The sequence below is a fragment of the Bradyrhizobium sp. CAR08 genome, from assembly GCF_052871955.1.
Map to the genome: position 1 here is coordinate 20,400 of NZ_JBIXJX010000012.1, position 15,082 is coordinate 35,481.

General features: G+C 58.0%; 14 protein-coding genes and 1 pseudogene. 8 read left to right on the forward strand and 7 right to left on the reverse strand.

Going from position 1 to position 15,082, the window contains the following annotated elements; all coding sequences use genetic code 11:
* Nucleotides 1–1,272 precede the first annotated feature (1,272 nt).
* Nucleotides 1,273–1,506, forward strand: a complete 234-nt coding sequence (locus ACIPUD_RS24235; RefSeq protein WP_446481692.1) for a hypothetical protein — start codon at nucleotides 1,273–1,275, stop codon at nucleotides 1,504–1,506.
* A gap of 160 nt (nucleotides 1,507–1,666) precedes the next feature.
* Here ACIPUD_RS24235 and ACIPUD_RS24240 read toward each other — a convergent pair whose 3' ends face one another.
* A complete protein-coding gene (locus tag ACIPUD_RS24240) occupies nucleotides 1,667–1,840 on the reverse strand; it encodes a hypothetical protein (protein WP_166517574.1) in 174 nt (57 codons plus the stop codon).
* A gap of 513 nt (nucleotides 1,841–2,353) precedes the next feature.
* Between ACIPUD_RS24240 and ACIPUD_RS24245 the strand changes: the two genes are divergently transcribed.
* From ACIPUD_RS24245 to ACIPUD_RS24260, 4 genes are all read left to right on the forward strand, one after another.
* Complete coding sequence (locus ACIPUD_RS24245) at nucleotides 2,354–2,599, forward strand: PilZ domain-containing protein (protein WP_018459961.1); 246 nt, start codon at nucleotides 2,354–2,356, stop codon at nucleotides 2,597–2,599.
* A gap of 431 nt (nucleotides 2,600–3,030) precedes the next feature.
* Complete coding sequence (locus ACIPUD_RS24250; RefSeq protein ID WP_007595432.1) at nucleotides 3,031–3,165, forward strand: hypothetical protein; 135 nt, start codon at nucleotides 3,031–3,033, stop codon at nucleotides 3,163–3,165.
* Between the two features lie 27 nt (nucleotides 3,166–3,192).
* Nucleotides 3,193–3,351, forward strand: a complete 159-nt coding sequence (locus tag ACIPUD_RS24255) for a hypothetical protein (protein ID WP_446481693.1) — start codon at nucleotides 3,193–3,195, stop codon at nucleotides 3,349–3,351.
* 45 nt (nucleotides 3,352–3,396) lie between these two features.
* Entirely contained in the window at nucleotides 3,397–3,609 is a 213-nt protein-coding gene (locus ACIPUD_RS24260) for a hypothetical protein (RefSeq protein ID WP_085359882.1), read from the forward strand.
* Between the two features lie 181 nt (nucleotides 3,610–3,790).
* On the opposite strand, the gene ACIPUD_RS24265 is transcribed toward ACIPUD_RS24260, so the two are convergent.
* Nucleotides 3,791–3,967, reverse strand: a complete 177-nt coding sequence (locus ACIPUD_RS24265) for a hypothetical protein (RefSeq protein ID WP_161494789.1) — start codon at nucleotides 3,965–3,967, stop codon at nucleotides 3,791–3,793.
* Between the two features lie 307 nt (nucleotides 3,968–4,274).
* On the reverse strand, nucleotides 4,275–4,481 hold the full coding sequence (locus ACIPUD_RS24270) for a hypothetical protein (protein ID WP_446481764.1): 207 nt from the start codon (nucleotides 4,479–4,481) through the stop codon (nucleotides 4,275–4,277).
* Between the two features lie 1,180 nt (nucleotides 4,482–5,661).
* Here ACIPUD_RS24270 and ACIPUD_RS24275 point away from each other — a divergent pair.
* The 3 genes from ACIPUD_RS24275 to ACIPUD_RS24285 all read left to right on the forward strand — a co-directional run bounded on the left by ACIPUD_RS24275 (nucleotide 5,662) and on the right by ACIPUD_RS24285 (nucleotide 8,254).
* The gene (locus ACIPUD_RS24275) at nucleotides 5,662–6,561 is read left to right on the forward strand and encodes a hypothetical protein (RefSeq protein WP_085349980.1); all 900 of its coding nucleotides are present in this window, start codon (nucleotides 5,662–5,664) and stop codon (nucleotides 6,559–6,561) included.
* Nucleotides 6,562–7,421: 860 nt separating this feature from the next.
* Nucleotides 7,422–7,868, forward strand: coding sequence for a hypothetical protein (locus ACIPUD_RS24280; RefSeq protein WP_240543094.1), 447 nt, complete (start codon nucleotides 7,422–7,424; stop codon nucleotides 7,866–7,868).
* A 212-nt stretch (nucleotides 7,869–8,080) separates the two neighbouring features.
* Nucleotides 8,081–8,254 (forward strand): hypothetical protein, encoded by a 174-nt coding sequence (locus ACIPUD_RS24285; protein ID WP_446481694.1) that lies wholly within the window; start codon nucleotides 8,081–8,083, stop codon nucleotides 8,252–8,254.
* Nucleotides 8,255–9,570: 1,316 nt separating this feature from the next.
* On the opposite strand, the gene ACIPUD_RS24290 is transcribed toward ACIPUD_RS24285, so the two are convergent.
* The 4 genes and pseudogenes from ACIPUD_RS24290 to ACIPUD_RS24305 all read right to left on the reverse strand — a co-directional run bounded on the left by ACIPUD_RS24290 (nucleotide 9,571) and on the right by ACIPUD_RS24305 (nucleotide 14,026).
* Entirely contained in the window at nucleotides 9,571–9,807 is a 237-nt protein-coding gene (locus ACIPUD_RS24290; RefSeq protein WP_085383467.1) for a hypothetical protein, read from the reverse strand.
* A 2,908-nt stretch (nucleotides 9,808–12,715) separates the two neighbouring features.
* Nucleotides 12,716–12,973 carry a PilZ domain-containing protein gene (locus ACIPUD_RS24295; protein ID WP_085383468.1) on the reverse strand — a complete coding sequence of 86 codons (258 nt, stop codon included), beginning with the start codon at nucleotides 12,971–12,973 and terminating at the stop codon, nucleotides 12,716–12,718.
* Between the two features lie 194 nt (nucleotides 12,974–13,167).
* Nucleotides 13,168–13,604 (reverse strand): annotated as a pseudogene (locus tag ACIPUD_RS24300) (IS5 family transposase); the annotation flags it as partial.
* Between the two features lie 221 nt (nucleotides 13,605–13,825).
* Complete coding sequence (locus tag ACIPUD_RS24305; protein WP_085349977.1) at nucleotides 13,826–14,026, reverse strand: DUF6494 family protein; 201 nt, start codon at nucleotides 14,024–14,026, stop codon at nucleotides 13,826–13,828.
* Between the last annotated feature and the right edge of the window lie 1,056 nt (nucleotides 14,027–15,082).

Here is a 15,082-nt window from a genome sequence, read left to right on the forward strand (position 1 = left end):
CAGCGGCCCCCAGCCTGTTGCACGCCTACGCCTGCCTATACAGTTCGCCGATTCGCGCCCAACAAGCGAGGTGGGATGCCGGTCGGCGATCGGCCAGAATGAAAGTGCTGCTACTGGTCGCGGAGCGAGGCGCGCCGGTGATGTTCGCCCGGATCGGGGTCGTGCGCCTGTGGAAAGCGCCCTGGAGCGCAGGGGGGCTTCAGGAGCGCCCCAGGGCCGCCCACTCCATGCCGGCGACGGCGTAAGGCCGGCATGATCGCCTACGGCGTTGCCCAAGGCACCGCCTATCGAAATGCCACTGCCTTAGTCGTCATGATGGTGGTGGTGGTGGTGGTGGTGCTCATGCGAGCTGCCCCCGCCAGACCGCGCAATGGCGTTAGACGTCAGCGATGTTGATAGCAGTAGCGTCATCGCTGGAGGCGTCACGACGGCAAACCTACCGCAGGTCTTTAAGAACTCGCGGCGATCCTCGTCTTCTGTGGCGCTTGGCATGCTTGACTCCGGTTGGTGGCGTGCGGATATTAAGCCGAACGAAATTTAAATCAATTAAACAAATTAAGTTCCTTTTATTATTTACAAGGCCGCGAGCCGGCCTCCAGTCAGGTGGGTGTGCCCGCTACCGGACAGACCGGTCGTTGGTTGTATGTTGCTGCCCGACGTCAAGAACTCGCGATTGAATACAGGCCCTTGCTAAATCATCCGCTATTTCCACACCGAACGAGCAATTTTGTTGAAGAGCGTCGCAAGGACCCTCACCGGATTAGCTAATCAATTGCCGGCTTGCCTCTCAGATGAGAGACGAAGCGCGTCACGCACGAGCCGCCGATGATCGCCCTGGGGCCGAGCCGGAAGACGGCCAACGTCTTTAGGATGTCCGCGTCGGCGACGATGCAGCGGAAAGCCACGCCTTCGAACGCGCCAAGAAGATCGTCAGGAGCGATGGTGCACGTTGGGAGACGCAAGACCTCAGACAAGAATTCGCATGACAGCTCGGCAAAGCAGCAGATGGGGAGTGTCCACGTTGCGCTCAACATTGAACAGCCCGGGCAGTGCATCCGAAATTCAACACCTCCTATCGTTCGCCCTGCTCAGTTCCAGAATTAACTTGCAACACGAACATCAAGCTTAATTCCAGACCGCGATTGCGGCCGCGCGCTAGAGGACTAGTTTGCGCACACGGACATTGTCCTTGTCCGCTCCACCCCAGCGAAGTCGCCGCACTATTATAGTCGGTGCAGCGACTTCGACGCTGGATAGTCGCGCGAGCTTCACTTGAGAGAGCAGCCGGACCACGAAACGCTTGATCTCATCGAGATGCGTCGCCGACTTACGGCGCTCCGGTCGAAACACTCGGACAATCTTTTAATTACTTCGCTGTTGAACCGCTTTTTCGTGAAAGTCGCATTTCTGCTGACGCCAACAGACCTGGCGCACGAGCAATATCTCAAATCCGAATTCGAACGAACGTTGATAAAGGTCGAAGAGATTGCTGCACGGAAAATCTGACTGAAGGCCGCACCAACGCGTGGCTCTGGACCCGATTGGCCGGGTATCCGCCACTGTTCTATCGGATCAGCCAGTAGCGGTTGTCGGCTTTGGGCACCGGTGTCTGAACAATAATCTCCGCATTCGTCTTCGTCCTCCCTTAAAAAATCGGGTGCTGCTGCTATTCCCGGGGCTTGTCGGTAATCTCTCGCACAGCCAAGCTCAGCTCCAGCTCTCTGAGCTGCTCAATCAGAAGTTCTACGATCTGGTCGTAGTCAGACGCCTTCAGCGAATGCACGCCTCGCAAGGCCAGTTGGTCCTGGAGGATCATCGCCATCATGGCTTTAACGCTCATGGGCCCTCTCGTCGGGAAACAAAGATCGTCATAAAAACAATCAGAAGTAGACGTCAAAGCTTGCGGATGCGCAACGTCCGTAAGAGTACGGACAAGGCGGCAAATCCGTTTGGCGCCGCACAAACGGGAGAATGTGTCGCGTGTGCGCCTTCAGACTAATCCGTTGGAAAAGAAGGCGCCGGGCTGCTGGGACAAGTGTAACGTTTTCGCAGGTAAGGCCAGGTAGGATGTAGCTTTACTCGCCGACAGGCCAGCCATGAGATTGCTAATGACTTCGGATTGCAATGATGAACTAGCGGCTATCGCGCGAGCAATCGCAACCAAACAGCTTTATATCGAAAGTCAAACCACCTTGATCCAGGTGCTCGAGCGTGACGGACACGACATGCTTGAGCAAAGAAAAGCTCTTGCTAAGGAACGATCAGACCTAGCAACACAGATTGCGCGACAATTTAAGCTGCTAGAGACAAGGTGCACATCAGGCGAAGATGATCTCGTTGCGGCTATAATAAAATGATAGAACGTCGAAAGCTGGAGCGCATCGATGTGGACGAGGTCGCCTACATTTCAGGCGACGGCGCCAGCTTACGCTGCCGCGTGGTCAACATGTCGGAAGAAGGGGCAGCAGTTGAGCTTCCGTCGAAGCGGCACGTGGCCTCCACATTCAAACTAATGCTCGAGAAAGATCGCATCATCCGAAGTTGCCGCCTAGTCTGGTTGAGTGGAAATCTTATCGGGGTCTCGTTCGAGGATCTTTAGGCGGAGAAGAGTCAGTTAGCTCTGCCCTACAATGGAACTCGCGGTTCTTTTGCTGGCATGGATGGGCGATGTCAAACAATAGACCGGAAATCCGTTCGTGGTCCCCCGATGCAGCAGACGCCATGAAGAAGTGACTTCCATTTTGTGGGGACTAACACTCGCCGCTTCTTGTTTGCGCTATCGAGGAACCGCGCGCCTCTGTGCAGCGGCTAATCTTCCTTTCCTAACTCTCGCATCACGACCTTGAGCACATGAGCAACGGCTCTTGCAGCGCCTTCGCCTCGTCCCTTGGCGCGCGCACCTAACGCCGGTTAAGGGATTGGTTACCGGTCACTGTCACCATTTACATACAGTCGCATTATGCGGCAGCGCATTCTGAGAACAGTCTATTCGACACGCCCGGTTGGCGGTCTCTTTCAGGAGACGCCCCAATGCTTAAGGGCTTCACGGTCTTCGTTGTTGCGCTGATCAGTACAGCGCAAGTGGATCAATACCTGACCCACGGTCGGTACACCGACGCGGCCATGGCTATGCTGCGGCAGATCGGTCGCGCGTTTGGATTTTAAATAGTTCTTTTGCGACGGAGACCCGTCATGGACGGCATCTCATGGGGCGATCTCGAAAGGGATGAACAACGCGCAATCGCGATATTGGGAGCCGGTCTTTCCATTAAACTGTGCAGCCCCCTTGCTCTCCTGGCGTCAGGTCGGCTTGGGCTGCTGCACACAATTTGCGAAGAGATGCCGTTTTGAAGTGTGTAAGCGGTTCGGCGCCGGTCGATCACGACAGGGGGTGGGATGCCAAACGCAATCGAGCTGATTGTGGACGGTTACGTTCGCTTGAACAATCGGAGGGCTCTGGATGATCTCCGCATGCAGCGCCGGAAACTGGCGGTGGATCTAAAGGCACGTACGGGTTTTGATTTCCGGCCAACCATCCAGCAGATCGAGGAGGATATCGCCGTGATTGAGGCTGGGCTGGCGCGGTTGGATGGCGCGGCGGCGAGCTAAGCTGCCAAACCAGTTCCCGGTTCAAACCGCCCGATTAGCTTCTTTCTCGGTCCCGCGCATAACGATCTTGAGCACATCATCCGGCAACGGGCCATTGCAGCGCCTTCGCCTACTCCCATGTCGGCGTGGCATCCAGCCACCTGCTACAGGTCAGCATCGTCTCGACGCATTTTACTGGCGCTTAGTAAGGCAATAGTTCGGACGCTTTTGTCCCGGCCAGGCTGTGGAAATTCTTGCAATGACCTATGGCTGTACGGGTGACATGGCGCTCAGCCGAAGGTGTGTAAGACCACAGCATAGTGGTTGCAACAATGAGGAGGGCAACGGCGGCGATTGCAGATGAGATCAGACGCTTCATGGGAAACCTCCGGTTTCCGATTGAAGGTTCGTCCGACAGTTCGATTAAAGGTTCAATGAAAAAGCCAAAATCTCGGCCCGCTCATCGAGTTCCGTTTGAGACGTAAGGGCGGCCCGCCCGTGCTAGGCGGCATGCCCACCCGCAATCGTGAGGATCTCGCACCCTCCGAAAAGCCCCGATCCGAATGGTTCGGAAACACCCCGGCATCGGTGCGAAGTTGCCGACATGGCGGTTGACGACGCGGAACAGCGCGCTTATGGCGGCTTGCTGGTGATCAAACGCGCCAACGAGAACACCCGCTCGCCACCTACTCGACGTCGATCATTCGCTCCTTGATCCGCAGGCTGCGGACGTAATAGCCTTGTGCCTGAACGGCTGACTTGATTTCGTCGCTGACCTTGAGAACTCGTTTCCTGCTCTTCCGCCACTTATGTGCAGAGTAAAGCACGGGCACGGGAGAGCCTGAACTTAGAACGAGCAAGAAGCGCCTGTCATTGCGATAGACATCATACATTTCGCCCCCCGCGATCATGTTGAAGTAAGCATGTCTGGTCGTCTCCATGGACGAGCTTAGTATCGCGAATGGCTGCGCGGGTTGTAAATCTGCAACGTCCGGGATTTCTTCAGCAACGTTCCCGATTGGGAACGAACTTGGTGCAGCTCGGCCGTGGGTATTGACCAAGCTCTTGCGAGCGGTCGGGTAAAGAGGCAATCGAATTCCGCCACAACTGCGTGAGCAAATGCGCGGATGCTCGAAATCCCCCGCTGCGATCACTGCGAAGAAGAGTTCGCGCCAGAAGAGCTGATAGTTCTTGCGCCACCGGCCGGGGACGGCGAGTTGATCTGCGGTCGGTGTATCGAAGTCAAGCTCCGTCGGGCCGTCGCGAAGCTAGCGCGCGGTGATAACTGATGCTCCAGCGCATCAGGATCATCTCGATCCCACAGCTTCCGTGTAGGCGGTTCACGAGCTCGGGCGCAATCCAGCCTCCTCGGTAGCATCAAGCTTAACGAGTGACATTCGTTGCCAACTTGCCGAGACGGAATATCGTCGTGTCGATCGGACATTTTTTTTCCCGAACCACCAGTTAGCGGGGGTTGCCTGAAAACGAGTTCGATTTCCATGATTCGATATTCGTCGTATGGATTCGAACTATCGTGCACCAGTTCTCCTATCGCGACCCGCTGGAAGCCGAGTACCGTCAGCTCATCGAGCTACGAGAGCGGGTCAGAAAGGCCGAAGCCGCGGCCTCAAAACGGTTTACGATCGCGACAAGGAAACGAATTCGCCGCAACGAAGATGCATCCGCTGGCAGGCATCTGCTCGATGCGCGCGGCGGAGTTCGTGGCGTGCAGCGCCAGGGTTGTAACCACCAAAGTCAGGTCTTCGAGAGTGGTCGAGATGCCCTGGTGGCGGGCTTGGGGGAGAAGCGTGCAGTCGGTGGGACTACGACCGCTTTGAATGGGCCCGCGAACCGCGAGGGCCAGCTCCGTCGGATTTCCGGGCGATGCGCCGCCGTCCGTCGTTCCCGAAGACCCTCGACGGATTAGAGCCCTGTGCGCTGTCGCCGAAAATCCGCCCTCCGGTTTTCATCTTGTGGCCTTGCTTTGGTCAAACCGGCATTGGGGAGTGTGGACCTGCCCGATTTAATGCTCGGCCTCGGTCCGGGTGACATTGGGTGCGATGGGGAACGCCGATGCATTCGCCGATTAAACCGATATATCCCGGCTCACAAATTCATGGTCCCGCGCTCTCACCAGAAGACGTCGAGCTTGTTGCGCGCGCGGATGAACGGCTCGTCCACGCCTATGATCAGATCGCACGTGCAGATGAACAGCTGGCGCGTGTCAACGAACAGCTTTCCAAGTTAGATCAGGATGGCACGCGCCACCCTTCTCAGCCGAAGAATTCCGCGAAATGGTTTCGACCACCCGACCGCGGGGCGAGCTCATTGCGCGGAAGGCCGGCACTGCGCGGCCTGATCGGTCTGCTGTTGGCAAGCGGCATCTGTTTAGCTGCTCTTGCAGCGCAGTCATCCGACGGCGATGCGGTCAGAGCAATGATGTATCGGTGGTCCGCGCGTGCCGTTTCACCTTCGTTGCCGCAAGAAAGAGCCGAGATCTCCTCGGCTCTGCCTACCACTCAGACGAGTGCAACCTATGTGGCACTTCAGCAACCGGGGCCGCTGACTACACCGCACGATGCGATCCAGGCAGCCGGCCCCAGTTCGCCGGAGCTGGCGCTCCAGGGATTGGCGGGCGACCTTACGAACCCGCCGCAAGCGATCGAGCAGCTCAAGGCCAGCCAAGATCAAATCGTTCGCGACCTTGGCCAGCTCTCCGACCGGCTTACGGCGGTCCAGGCACAAATGGTGCGAGACAGAGCGGATGCCGCCGAGCAGCTTAGGATGGTCCAAGAACAATTGGCCGGCATCACCACCAACGCTTCCGAGCAGATCCTACGCCCCAAGACGCCAGTGCCGTTGCCCAGGCCAATTGCCGCCACGATCCGCAAACCTGTGCCAACCGTTCCGCGGCCGCAAGACAGGGGGCGGCCACACGCGCCGCTGCAGACCGACCAGGCCGTGCAGGACTAGGGATTAGCTGTTTTCAACGCGTCCGATCGCTGCGAGACCTCGGTGCGGAGCGCCGAGGGCTGTTGCTTGCTCCGCAGCTGCCGCCATCGCGCGGCTTGCAGCCCATAGTTCACTCGCAACCGGGAGGGAGATAATCGTCCCAATGTGGGGGATGGTGAAGCCTTTGGCGCTCTCCTTCCCTGTTAGATTGGGGCGGGAGCGCGACTGGCGTTCCCATCACCGGAGCTCTCCGCGGACGCTCAGATGGCACGCTCCTTGCCAATCAGTCGGACCAGTGATTTTCGTTGCGAGGAGACGTCTAGCAATGGGACCAAAAATTCGAATCTTCAAACGCCCAAAGCCCAATCTGGCACATGTTACCCGCAATCTGATGCAACTACTCGACGCGCTCGAGGATCTTGAGGAGCTGAGAGAGAAGGTCCGGCTAGCAGAAGCAACCCGAGTGTTACATTAAAGCGGCCACCTCCGTCAGAGCTGCTGACTAATCTGCAATGGCACCTTGAATCGGCAATAGTAGCTCGCGCGGTTTTGCGCTTTGCGTGCGACCAATCGAGGGCGCGCGTGCGGTCCAGCACTATGCGGCAGAACCCGCCATGGCGCAGAGGAACCGCGCCGGGGGATCATGGTTAACGGTCTGGCAAGGAGATCGTCCAATGCCCCATGCCACCCCTTTGGTGCTCGCCGCCATCGTCGCCAGCTCAGCTCTGCTGGTCCTCGCGCCAGGAGGCGCCGCAAATGCTGGGTCGGCGGGTGCGGGCACGGGGACAAGCGCGAGCAGCGCCAGCGCTGGTCCGTCGGCGCCTGCCGGAATGGGGACGAATGCGGGTAGCGCCGGCGCTGGTCCCTCAGCGCCTGCCGGAATGGGGACGAAAGACACCGCCACCGGCGCAAATCCGAGCACCAACAATCAATTGAACAATCCGAACGTTGAACCCGCCACGCCGACAAAGTCGCGGACGGCCGCGCAGGCCGCAAGAAATGTCGGGGTTGGTCACGCGCAAAATGGCCTGCCGATCGGGGCGATTGGGACGGGTACAAGCAACGAGGACCAGATCATCATCGGCTCATTACCCTCCCGAAACGCATCAGCCCCGGCAGCACAGGCCAAAGGAAACATCAGTGGTGGTCACGCGACAAATGGTCCCCCGGTCGGAACGTTTGGAAAGGGCCCCAGTCTTTCAGACCAGGTGAGCCGGCCGCGCGCCGCGCGAGCTGGCGATAAAGTGCTGGACGCCAAAGCGCAGGTCGAGCGACGAACAACCGTTTCGCCCAAACGCGTTCCCGGCATCACAAAGCGGGGTTTGTAGCTGCGAGCGAAGCGGCGAGTAGACTTGCTATGGCTTCGCGCCCATGAGTCCACGCCCTAACAATCGGTTAACGAAGAACCCATAGCGTGTTCCGCCGTTGACCTGCATCCCGTCACCGCATGACGAGGTGGGTCTAGGACGGGGCCAATACCATGGCGGACCTAAGGGAAAAATTGGACAAACTCCGTGCTGATGCCGCGGATTTGGTCCTTATGAGCAGGCGATCGAGCGACCCGCAAAAGCGCGCACTTTTCGAACGCTTGGCAGATGAGCTCGCCATAGAGGCTCTCGAACTCGAGCAGGTGGTGAAGCTGCAAAGCCGGCGCTCCGGTCACAGCGACATGGGCAAAGTCGTGCCCCTCCAGGTGCGTCCGGATCGTCGCTGACCGCTTCCTTTTGTGGGCGTCGATACCAACAAACCCCATGCGGCGGCGGCCCGATGTAGGTCGGGCCCGAGCTCGCCGCTCGAATGGCGCGACCAAGCAGATAGATAGCTCCCCGCCAAAAAAGCACCCCTGGCTCGCTCAACCAGGAGATCGGCGGCTTGCAATCTTTTCAAATGTCACCCGATTAAATATGGAACAATAAAAATGAATTACCTTAATTAAATGCTAGACGAGATTTAAATTTGGATTAGGATGCGAATGCTTGGCGCCGGACGCACGCGTCAAGGACCTCCTGGAAGCGGCCCCATTATCGTGCCCCCTGCTCACGCCGTCCAATGGATGTAGGGGCCGCTTCTTTGGCAAATTGGGAGGCGAATCATGCAGTTCCTGTCATTAGGTGATTGGTTTATCATCTCCGCAGCAACGGGTACGCTCCTACTGGTGGAGGTCGGAGTTTTGATCATTGTGGGCGTGATCTGAGCCGGGCGTTTTCCCTCCATTCAATTTCAGCGCTTCCAGCGCGCGGACTGCACTTTATGCCCTCCATCGAGTCTACCCACTTCAGCACAGAGCTTTCGGAGCAACGCTCCCATGGTCGCGGGCGTGCGCCTGCTGCCTGCCTCTCTTCCACTCCTACTGAGGGTGCGAGTGGGCGGAGAACCATCAAGGTCATGCCCGAGGTCGCGAATGACAACGCGGGCACCTGGCCTCTGCTACCGCTTCCGGATGGTTGGTACGCCACCTGTTGATCTGTGATGCGGCTCGGTCCTGCGGTTGCTCAGCACGTAGCAGGCGGGCGCATTTTGAAAGCTTTCGATTGCCCACCATCCGCCGGTTCTCGCTGGCGTGCCTTTGTGCTAAAGTAATTTCGCAGTCTGTCCGGATCGCAATCCTAGTCATCCCGCCGGCTCCCAGGTGGGCGGGCTTTTCATTTCAGCGAAAGGCGCCCGTTGTATCCGGTAGAAGCATCTTGACGCCAGTTAATGCAAACGTTGTACTGGGCCACATTTACCGCGTTAGCGGCCTCGCAGTTTTTGTGTATGATTATTGTAGGGGCGTTCCATGCGTAATTCTGCTCGCTCAGATGGCGACGACGACGCCGAGCAACTACGGCTTCGCCGTCCACGACGAAGTGTTGCGCGCGGTTCTCCAGTGCGGCCTGGACGATCCAGGGGAAGCGGAGGTCCAGTCGTGGCCGTTGCGCGTGAATAGACGGATCGCCTTGTCTTGGCGTTCGACGCGCAGGTGATACCTCTTCCAGAGTCAGCGCTTTGCCCTAAGATCTTCGATCTGCATCGGCATGAGTTGGTGGCGTGTCAATAGAATGCGACAGCGATACGTTTTTCTTTACGCCAGACGACTGAACAGCGACGTGGGCCACCGTCCGGAATGACAGTCAGCGCGAATTCGTCGGGAATCTTTTCATCTCCTGCAACATCAAGGGCGGCACCGTATTCAGAGATGCTGCGGATCAAGCAATCTGCTTTTGAACGGCCGAAGCTGATTGAGCCAGACTTTACGATGCGTGTCGAATGCGAACTGTTCTGCGCCATAGTTTTCCTCCGAGTTAAGGGTTCGCCCCGCAGAGCGCAAATCGATTGTCTCGGGCACCTACTGCGAGAATCTGGGAAGCCAATCAAATCTTGGGCCCGTCGAATTAAATCGAAAATGCGATTTAAAACGATCGTTATCTTAAAGGCGCAATTAAATCAAATTAAATCGTCGCAGAGGTCTATTCCGAATTTCTGCAAAATGGCTGGACCAGTGCAAGCGGCCTGAGATCGCTCATACAGCCATATCTCGATCCCGCAGGGCCCTCGTCAGTCTCTGCGGCCGCCGACAGGACCGCACCGGGTCGATGGCGGTTGCTGAGACCGCGCTACTTTGGGCGACTACCGCGATACGAAGGGAATTAAAGCGCCGGCTCAGGCCCGCAGTACCGCGGTACGCATGGGCATAGAGAACCCGCCGGCTACCGGAGCTGGCGGGTTTTTCGCTTCTAGTGTGATGCAACCAACGCTGCCAAGCTGAATGCGACAACGCACGCAGCGGCCAAGGACCAAAGGGCTATCGCGATCTGTTTGGGCATGGTGGTGGCCTCCTAACGGACAGCCGCCTAGTCCTTACTGCCGGACGAGCTTAGAGCGCATACCGATCAGCATTGTGTAGGCAAGGCGGCGCCAAATCAGGTTCATCAGGACTAGCATGTGGCATCCCCGTAGCTGATGCGATCAGCTTCGACCTGCTATGTTTCAAGAAAATTTCGCCGGTGTGCGAAATGGCTTCGTGCCGAGGGTAAGCGGGCAGCCCGCCGGACGCTGGCCGGCCGCTACTAGCGCTTTAGAAGCCCGTGGGCAGCGAATGTTTCCGCCACCGCCTTGGCGAGAACGTTGCACTGTTGATAGTCCCCGGCATCGCCAGCGGCTGATCCATCGAGTTCTGGACATGTGCCACCATCGAAGAACCACTTAGTGGTCCCGACAGCAGCTATCACCCGACATTTCGGACACTGCACCTGCATTCCCTAGATATGCCCGACGGAGCGATGATTCTGTGGCAGGGACATTGTCGGATTGGCGACCGCCTCATCGTGGCGGCCCCATGCTGGCGGGGTTTCTTTTTGTCTTGTCCGATGACAGATCGGTGTGTGGCCAGGATCGGGAGTGATTCCTAAAATCGTCCGGCGAGTGCATCTGCTCGTGTTGAACTCCTGGTCACTCCGCTCAACCTCGAAGCGGGACGCCAACCTGCCTCAATCGTCGGGCTCCCGGTCGAGAGGATACTTTCTGGCCAGCCGATCAAGTGGTTCGTGTGCTTCGGCATCGGCAAGTTCGTGGAGGCGAGGACCTGCTCAGCCGATCGGCTCCGGTATACTTCGAGGTTGTCCCGCCAAATCTCAGCGGTAGGGCCGCGGAGGCCTCGAATCCATACGAGCAAGACCGGTCTCACAGCTCGCGCTCCATGGCGGGATGGCTGCAATTCTTGACTTTGACCCAGTGCTTCTGCCGGCCGCCCTACGAGGCTGGCTTTTTTGCAGGCGAAGGCTGCGGCGATTCACGGTGACGGGCGGCCCTTCAGCTTTGGAGTAGCTGCGGCACGAGCGGCCCCCCTTAGCGCTGCCGCGATGGTTTTCGTCCGCGTACTCAAAGGAAGTCTTCCCTTCGGCGCCTTGCGCCCAGATGATTTAGACACTTTGGTCACAAGCCTGAGATCGCTGCCGCAGCTGGCGCATTCGTAGATCTTCAGCTCATAACCTTTGGTCGTGGGGAAAAAGGCCTTGAGTACTCGGGGCTGACTACAAGCTGTGCATCCGGCTTCGCTGTTCACGATGGTCCTCGGGAAAGCAATTTGGTCGCAATAAACGCATTTAAAGCTGAGTCTCCGTTCAGGCGCAACTTGGAGCATCATATGTGTTCATTTGCGCAGCGGCTCCTCCGCAGGCCGCGGAGAGACTGCTCCGGCTTGGGCGCCTGGGGGATGATGCCGGGGCCGCTCCGCTAGCTCGAAGGAAGACAGCTAGCGCGACGGCAAACCGGGTAATCATGGCGCGGTTCCTAATGTCCTGCCCGGCAGCCAGTAGCCGCACGTAGGTCCCGCTCTCATGCAGCTCTAGCCAACCTGTTTTCCACAAGCATCCGAACCTGCTCTTCCTGCTTTCCAACACTTCTCTGTAGGCTGATAACGCTCCCCCTGTTTCACCAACCAGCCGCCTTCGATCATCTTCTCTGCCAAAGCCTTCGAGCATGCCGGCAGGTTGCCGCCGGGGTAATACAGGCCGTCTCTGCGATCGACTCTAAAGCCGTAGATGCGCGCCAGACGAAGGGGCTTTCAGCATGCCGGGAATGAGAACTACGGTCGTGCTCGTCATCGCTCTCCAAATGGCGGCACCACCCAAACGTTCCTGAAGCCACTCGGCAAAATCCGCGCCAAATCATCTATTCCTGGCGGTGCAGAAGGCCGTCGAGCTACTGCGCGTCGGGGGTATGGAGAAGTCAGCGAAAAAGCCCCAGCTTCACAAAGGATAGTGAGCTGGGGCAAGTTCACCTTCTGACCCGGGATCACGAACCCGGGCTACCGGGAAAACTTGGCAATGTAGCTGACGTTCCTATGGCCACCGCGCGTCGTGGGTGTGGAAAAGCAGATCGTCCGGCGTCCTTTGATCCGTCTCAATGCTCAGCAGTGGTTGTCGACGAGCCTTCGGCCATGAGCCCCTCGCACGAGCCAGGCCCGAATAGAGAGGCGCCGGACCCAGAGCCTTCGCGCATGGAGGAAGCTCGACGCATCATCGAGGAATATGCGAACCTGCGCGAGATCATCAGGAAGCTACGCGCCTCCATTGACTCGCGCGCGACTTGACGGCACCGCGGCAGCCGGAGTTCGATCGGCGGCATAGGGCAGCATCAGCACGACATCGACGAGCTCGCGCGCATGGAGCGCATCTGCGAGAGCCCGGATTGATGCTTACGACCCTACTGTCTCTCCGGAAGCAAAGGCGATCCCGATCCGCTTGGCCGAGCGCCACACCGTTCGGCACGGCCGGTGCAATTCCGCCGTCGGGATGCTCAGCATGAACTCGTGCGGTATACCAATTTGACTTGGTACATCCAAGTTGGCCCCGCCGTCAGACAGGTCACGGACGACGCAGCTGAAGGCGCCCCCAGGAAATTCGATCATCGCGGCTTTCAAGACGCGCCGCCGGCGTACGTTGCGTTTTTCCATGACCGCGAGACTACGAGCCACAGATGAGAAATTGTTGAAACTTGTCGCGGAAAGTCTCGCTCGAATCCTCGGGAGCAATTAGGGGTGGGTTAATCGATCAGGCGCGGGTCGCAGCGACGGTAACTGTCGGGCAGATGCTTCTCCTCGAACCACGCTTCCGCGGCATCGACCGTGGAGAAGACCTTGATGTGGTCGATAGTTCTGACTTGGCTTGTCCGGGCTGACAGCCGTATAGGCAGGCCATTGCTATCGACCACCGCCTGGATTTTGCTCGTCAAGCCGCCGCGTATCTTCCCATCGATTGGCGCTCATTCCTTGTGATGCAGGCTCCATGCTGATGCCCACGGACAATCGAGGTGTCGATCATTTGGACAGCGGCATCGTGGGCAACGGCAAGTGCGTCTATGATGCAGCCCCAGACACCAGCCCGCCGCCAGCGAACAAAGCGGTTGTAGCAAGTCGTGTAAGGACCGAATGCCGCCGGAAGATCACGCCATGGCGCCCCGGATCGAAGAACCCAGTAGATGCCATTGAGGACGCGGCGGTCATTCACCCGTGGCACGCCGCGCGACTTGTTTGGTAGCATCGGCCTGATGACGGTCCATTCGTCGTCGGAGAGTTCGTAGCGCATGATTCGAGCTCCAGTTCGGGAGTTTGAATCACGGCCATCCGGCCAAACGCAACGCTCATGGGCCAGACACTGGTACGGCGCTTTTGGACACGAACGGACATCAACCATCCCGCACTCTGTGCCAAAACTGTCGAAAATGACCCAAAGCAGTCGTTGCTGGAAATCAACAGGATTGAATGCTCCACCAACAGGGCGGCAATGCCGGGGCAGCCGGGACATCGTCAGAGTGCGATTGTTTCCTCGACTACATGTTTCAGCGCCGTCCCCTCAGCCGACAGGGTCATTCGCAGTTTGAGCTGGCCACCTTTCACCGCCCCGCTGCGCACTAGGTTTTCGATTTCACGCTGCGATGTAACTCCGACATGCTTCAGAAATTTACGGATAGCCATATTGAAGCGGTCTTCATCGAACTCGGCGGTCATGGCTGTTCTCCCTGGTCGGTCAGGCGATGTCTAACACGAGGCGAGCAAAGGCCCAACATCGAGGCCCAACTCGCGTCACCCCCGACTTCCTCCTCAACCTGATTGCCTACAACGTCGGCCCCGAGCTGAAGACTACACCCGAGGCGGCGCAAGGTCGGCCGTTTGAGGTGGACCGGACACGGCTGGAGCTGTCGCCGACCGCCGCTTGTGACCCATGGCGGAAGTCAGTGACCGGTAAAAAAATATTCCTTCGAAGGCCGCTGAAGTCATCTTCCATTTGTTCGGTTTTGGCGATTACACTGTTGCATTCGTATGGTACCCAATTTTTTTGATTTCAGGACCTTGTCAGACGTCACCCGCCGCAGATTGATCGGCAGTCTCGCGGCCGGAGTAAGCGCGGTCTCGGTAACTTCATCAAGCATCAGCAGCGCACGTGCTCAATCCGCGCAAAAGACGTTTGTTCTTATTGGCGGAGCCTTTTACCAAGCTTGGTGTTGGCGTCACCGAGAGGCTCGAAAAGCAGGGCCACAAAGTCTATGCGCTTACGCTTACGGGATTGGCAGAACGCTCGCATCTCCTCAGCAGAGACATAAATCTCGACACGCACATCACGGACATCGCAAATCTCGTCGAATGGGAAGACCTCATAGACATTTGCCTCGTTGCTGGGCTGCCATAACTAAATTGTAGCCGAGCGATCCGTCTCGCTCGGCTTGCGAGTAGCCAGTGTACGAACGACTTCCACACATGGCCCGTCACCGACCTCAGTTAGAGCGCTGCGAGGGCCGCTTCCGGGAGATGAGCCGACCCGATCATGCAAGCTGCCGAGGGCTGCCTTTGACCCAAAGCCGAACAAGTCAACGCGGGCGCTTTTTTCGGCCAGAGATCTCTGATGCTTCGTGGCTGCGAGCCTACGGCACGTTCGTCGCCACGGTGTGTGGCTAGAAAACAAAACGCCGCTGTCGCCGCAATCGGCGACGCATCGCCGAGACACCTGTGACTTTTGAACGTTTGCCGACTTCGTTCCTCGGCTTGCTCAACCCGGCTGCGAGGGTT

What these genes read in the sequence shown, in the direction of transcription:
- ACIPUD_RS24265 (WP_161494789.1), bottom strand. Translation starts at nt 3,967, where the DNA reads ATGAAGCGTCTGATCTCATCTGCAATCGCCGCCGTTGCCCTCCTCATT.
- ACIPUD_RS24260 (WP_085359882.1), top strand. Translation starts at nt 3,397, where the DNA reads ATGCCAAACGCAATCGAGCTGATTGTGGACGGTTACGTTCGCTTGAAC.
- ACIPUD_RS24305 (WP_085349977.1), bottom strand. Translation starts at nt 14,026, where the DNA reads ATGACCGCCGAGTTCGATGAAGACCGCTTCAATATGGCTATCCGTAAA.
- ACIPUD_RS24250 (WP_007595432.1), top strand. Translation starts at nt 3,031, where the DNA reads ATGCTTAAGGGCTTCACGGTCTTCGTTGTTGCGCTGATCAGTACAGCG.
- ACIPUD_RS24245 (WP_018459961.1), top strand. Translation starts at nt 2,354, where the DNA reads ATGATAGAACGTCGAAAGCTGGAGCGCATCGATGTGGACGAGGTCGCC.
- ACIPUD_RS24240 (WP_166517574.1), bottom strand. Translation starts at nt 1,840, where the DNA reads ATGAGCGTTAAAGCCATGATGGCGATGATCCTCCAGGACCAACTGGCC.
- ACIPUD_RS24270 (WP_446481764.1), bottom strand. Translation starts at nt 4,481, where the DNA reads ATGTATGATGTCTATCGCAATGACAGGCGCTTCTTGCTCGTTCTAAGT.
- ACIPUD_RS24255 (WP_446481693.1), top strand. Translation starts at nt 3,193, where the DNA reads ATGGACGGCATCTCATGGGGCGATCTCGAAAGGGATGAACAACGCGCA.
- ACIPUD_RS24295 (WP_085383468.1), bottom strand. Translation starts at nt 12,973, where the DNA reads ATGGAAAAACGCAACGTACGCCGGCGGCGCGTCTTGAAAGCCGCGATG.
- ACIPUD_RS24290 (WP_085383467.1), bottom strand. Translation starts at nt 9,807, where the DNA reads ATGGCGCAGAACAGTTCGCATTCGACACGCATCGTAAAGTCTGGCTCA.
- ACIPUD_RS24275 (WP_085349980.1), top strand. Translation starts at nt 5,662, where the DNA reads ATGCATTCGCCGATTAAACCGATATATCCCGGCTCACAAATTCATGGT.
- ACIPUD_RS24285 (WP_446481694.1), top strand. Translation starts at nt 8,081, where the DNA reads ATGAGCAGGCGATCGAGCGACCCGCAAAAGCGCGCACTTTTCGAACGC.
- ACIPUD_RS24280 (WP_240543094.1), top strand. Translation starts at nt 7,422, where the DNA reads ATGGGGACGAAAGACACCGCCACCGGCGCAAATCCGAGCACCAACAAT.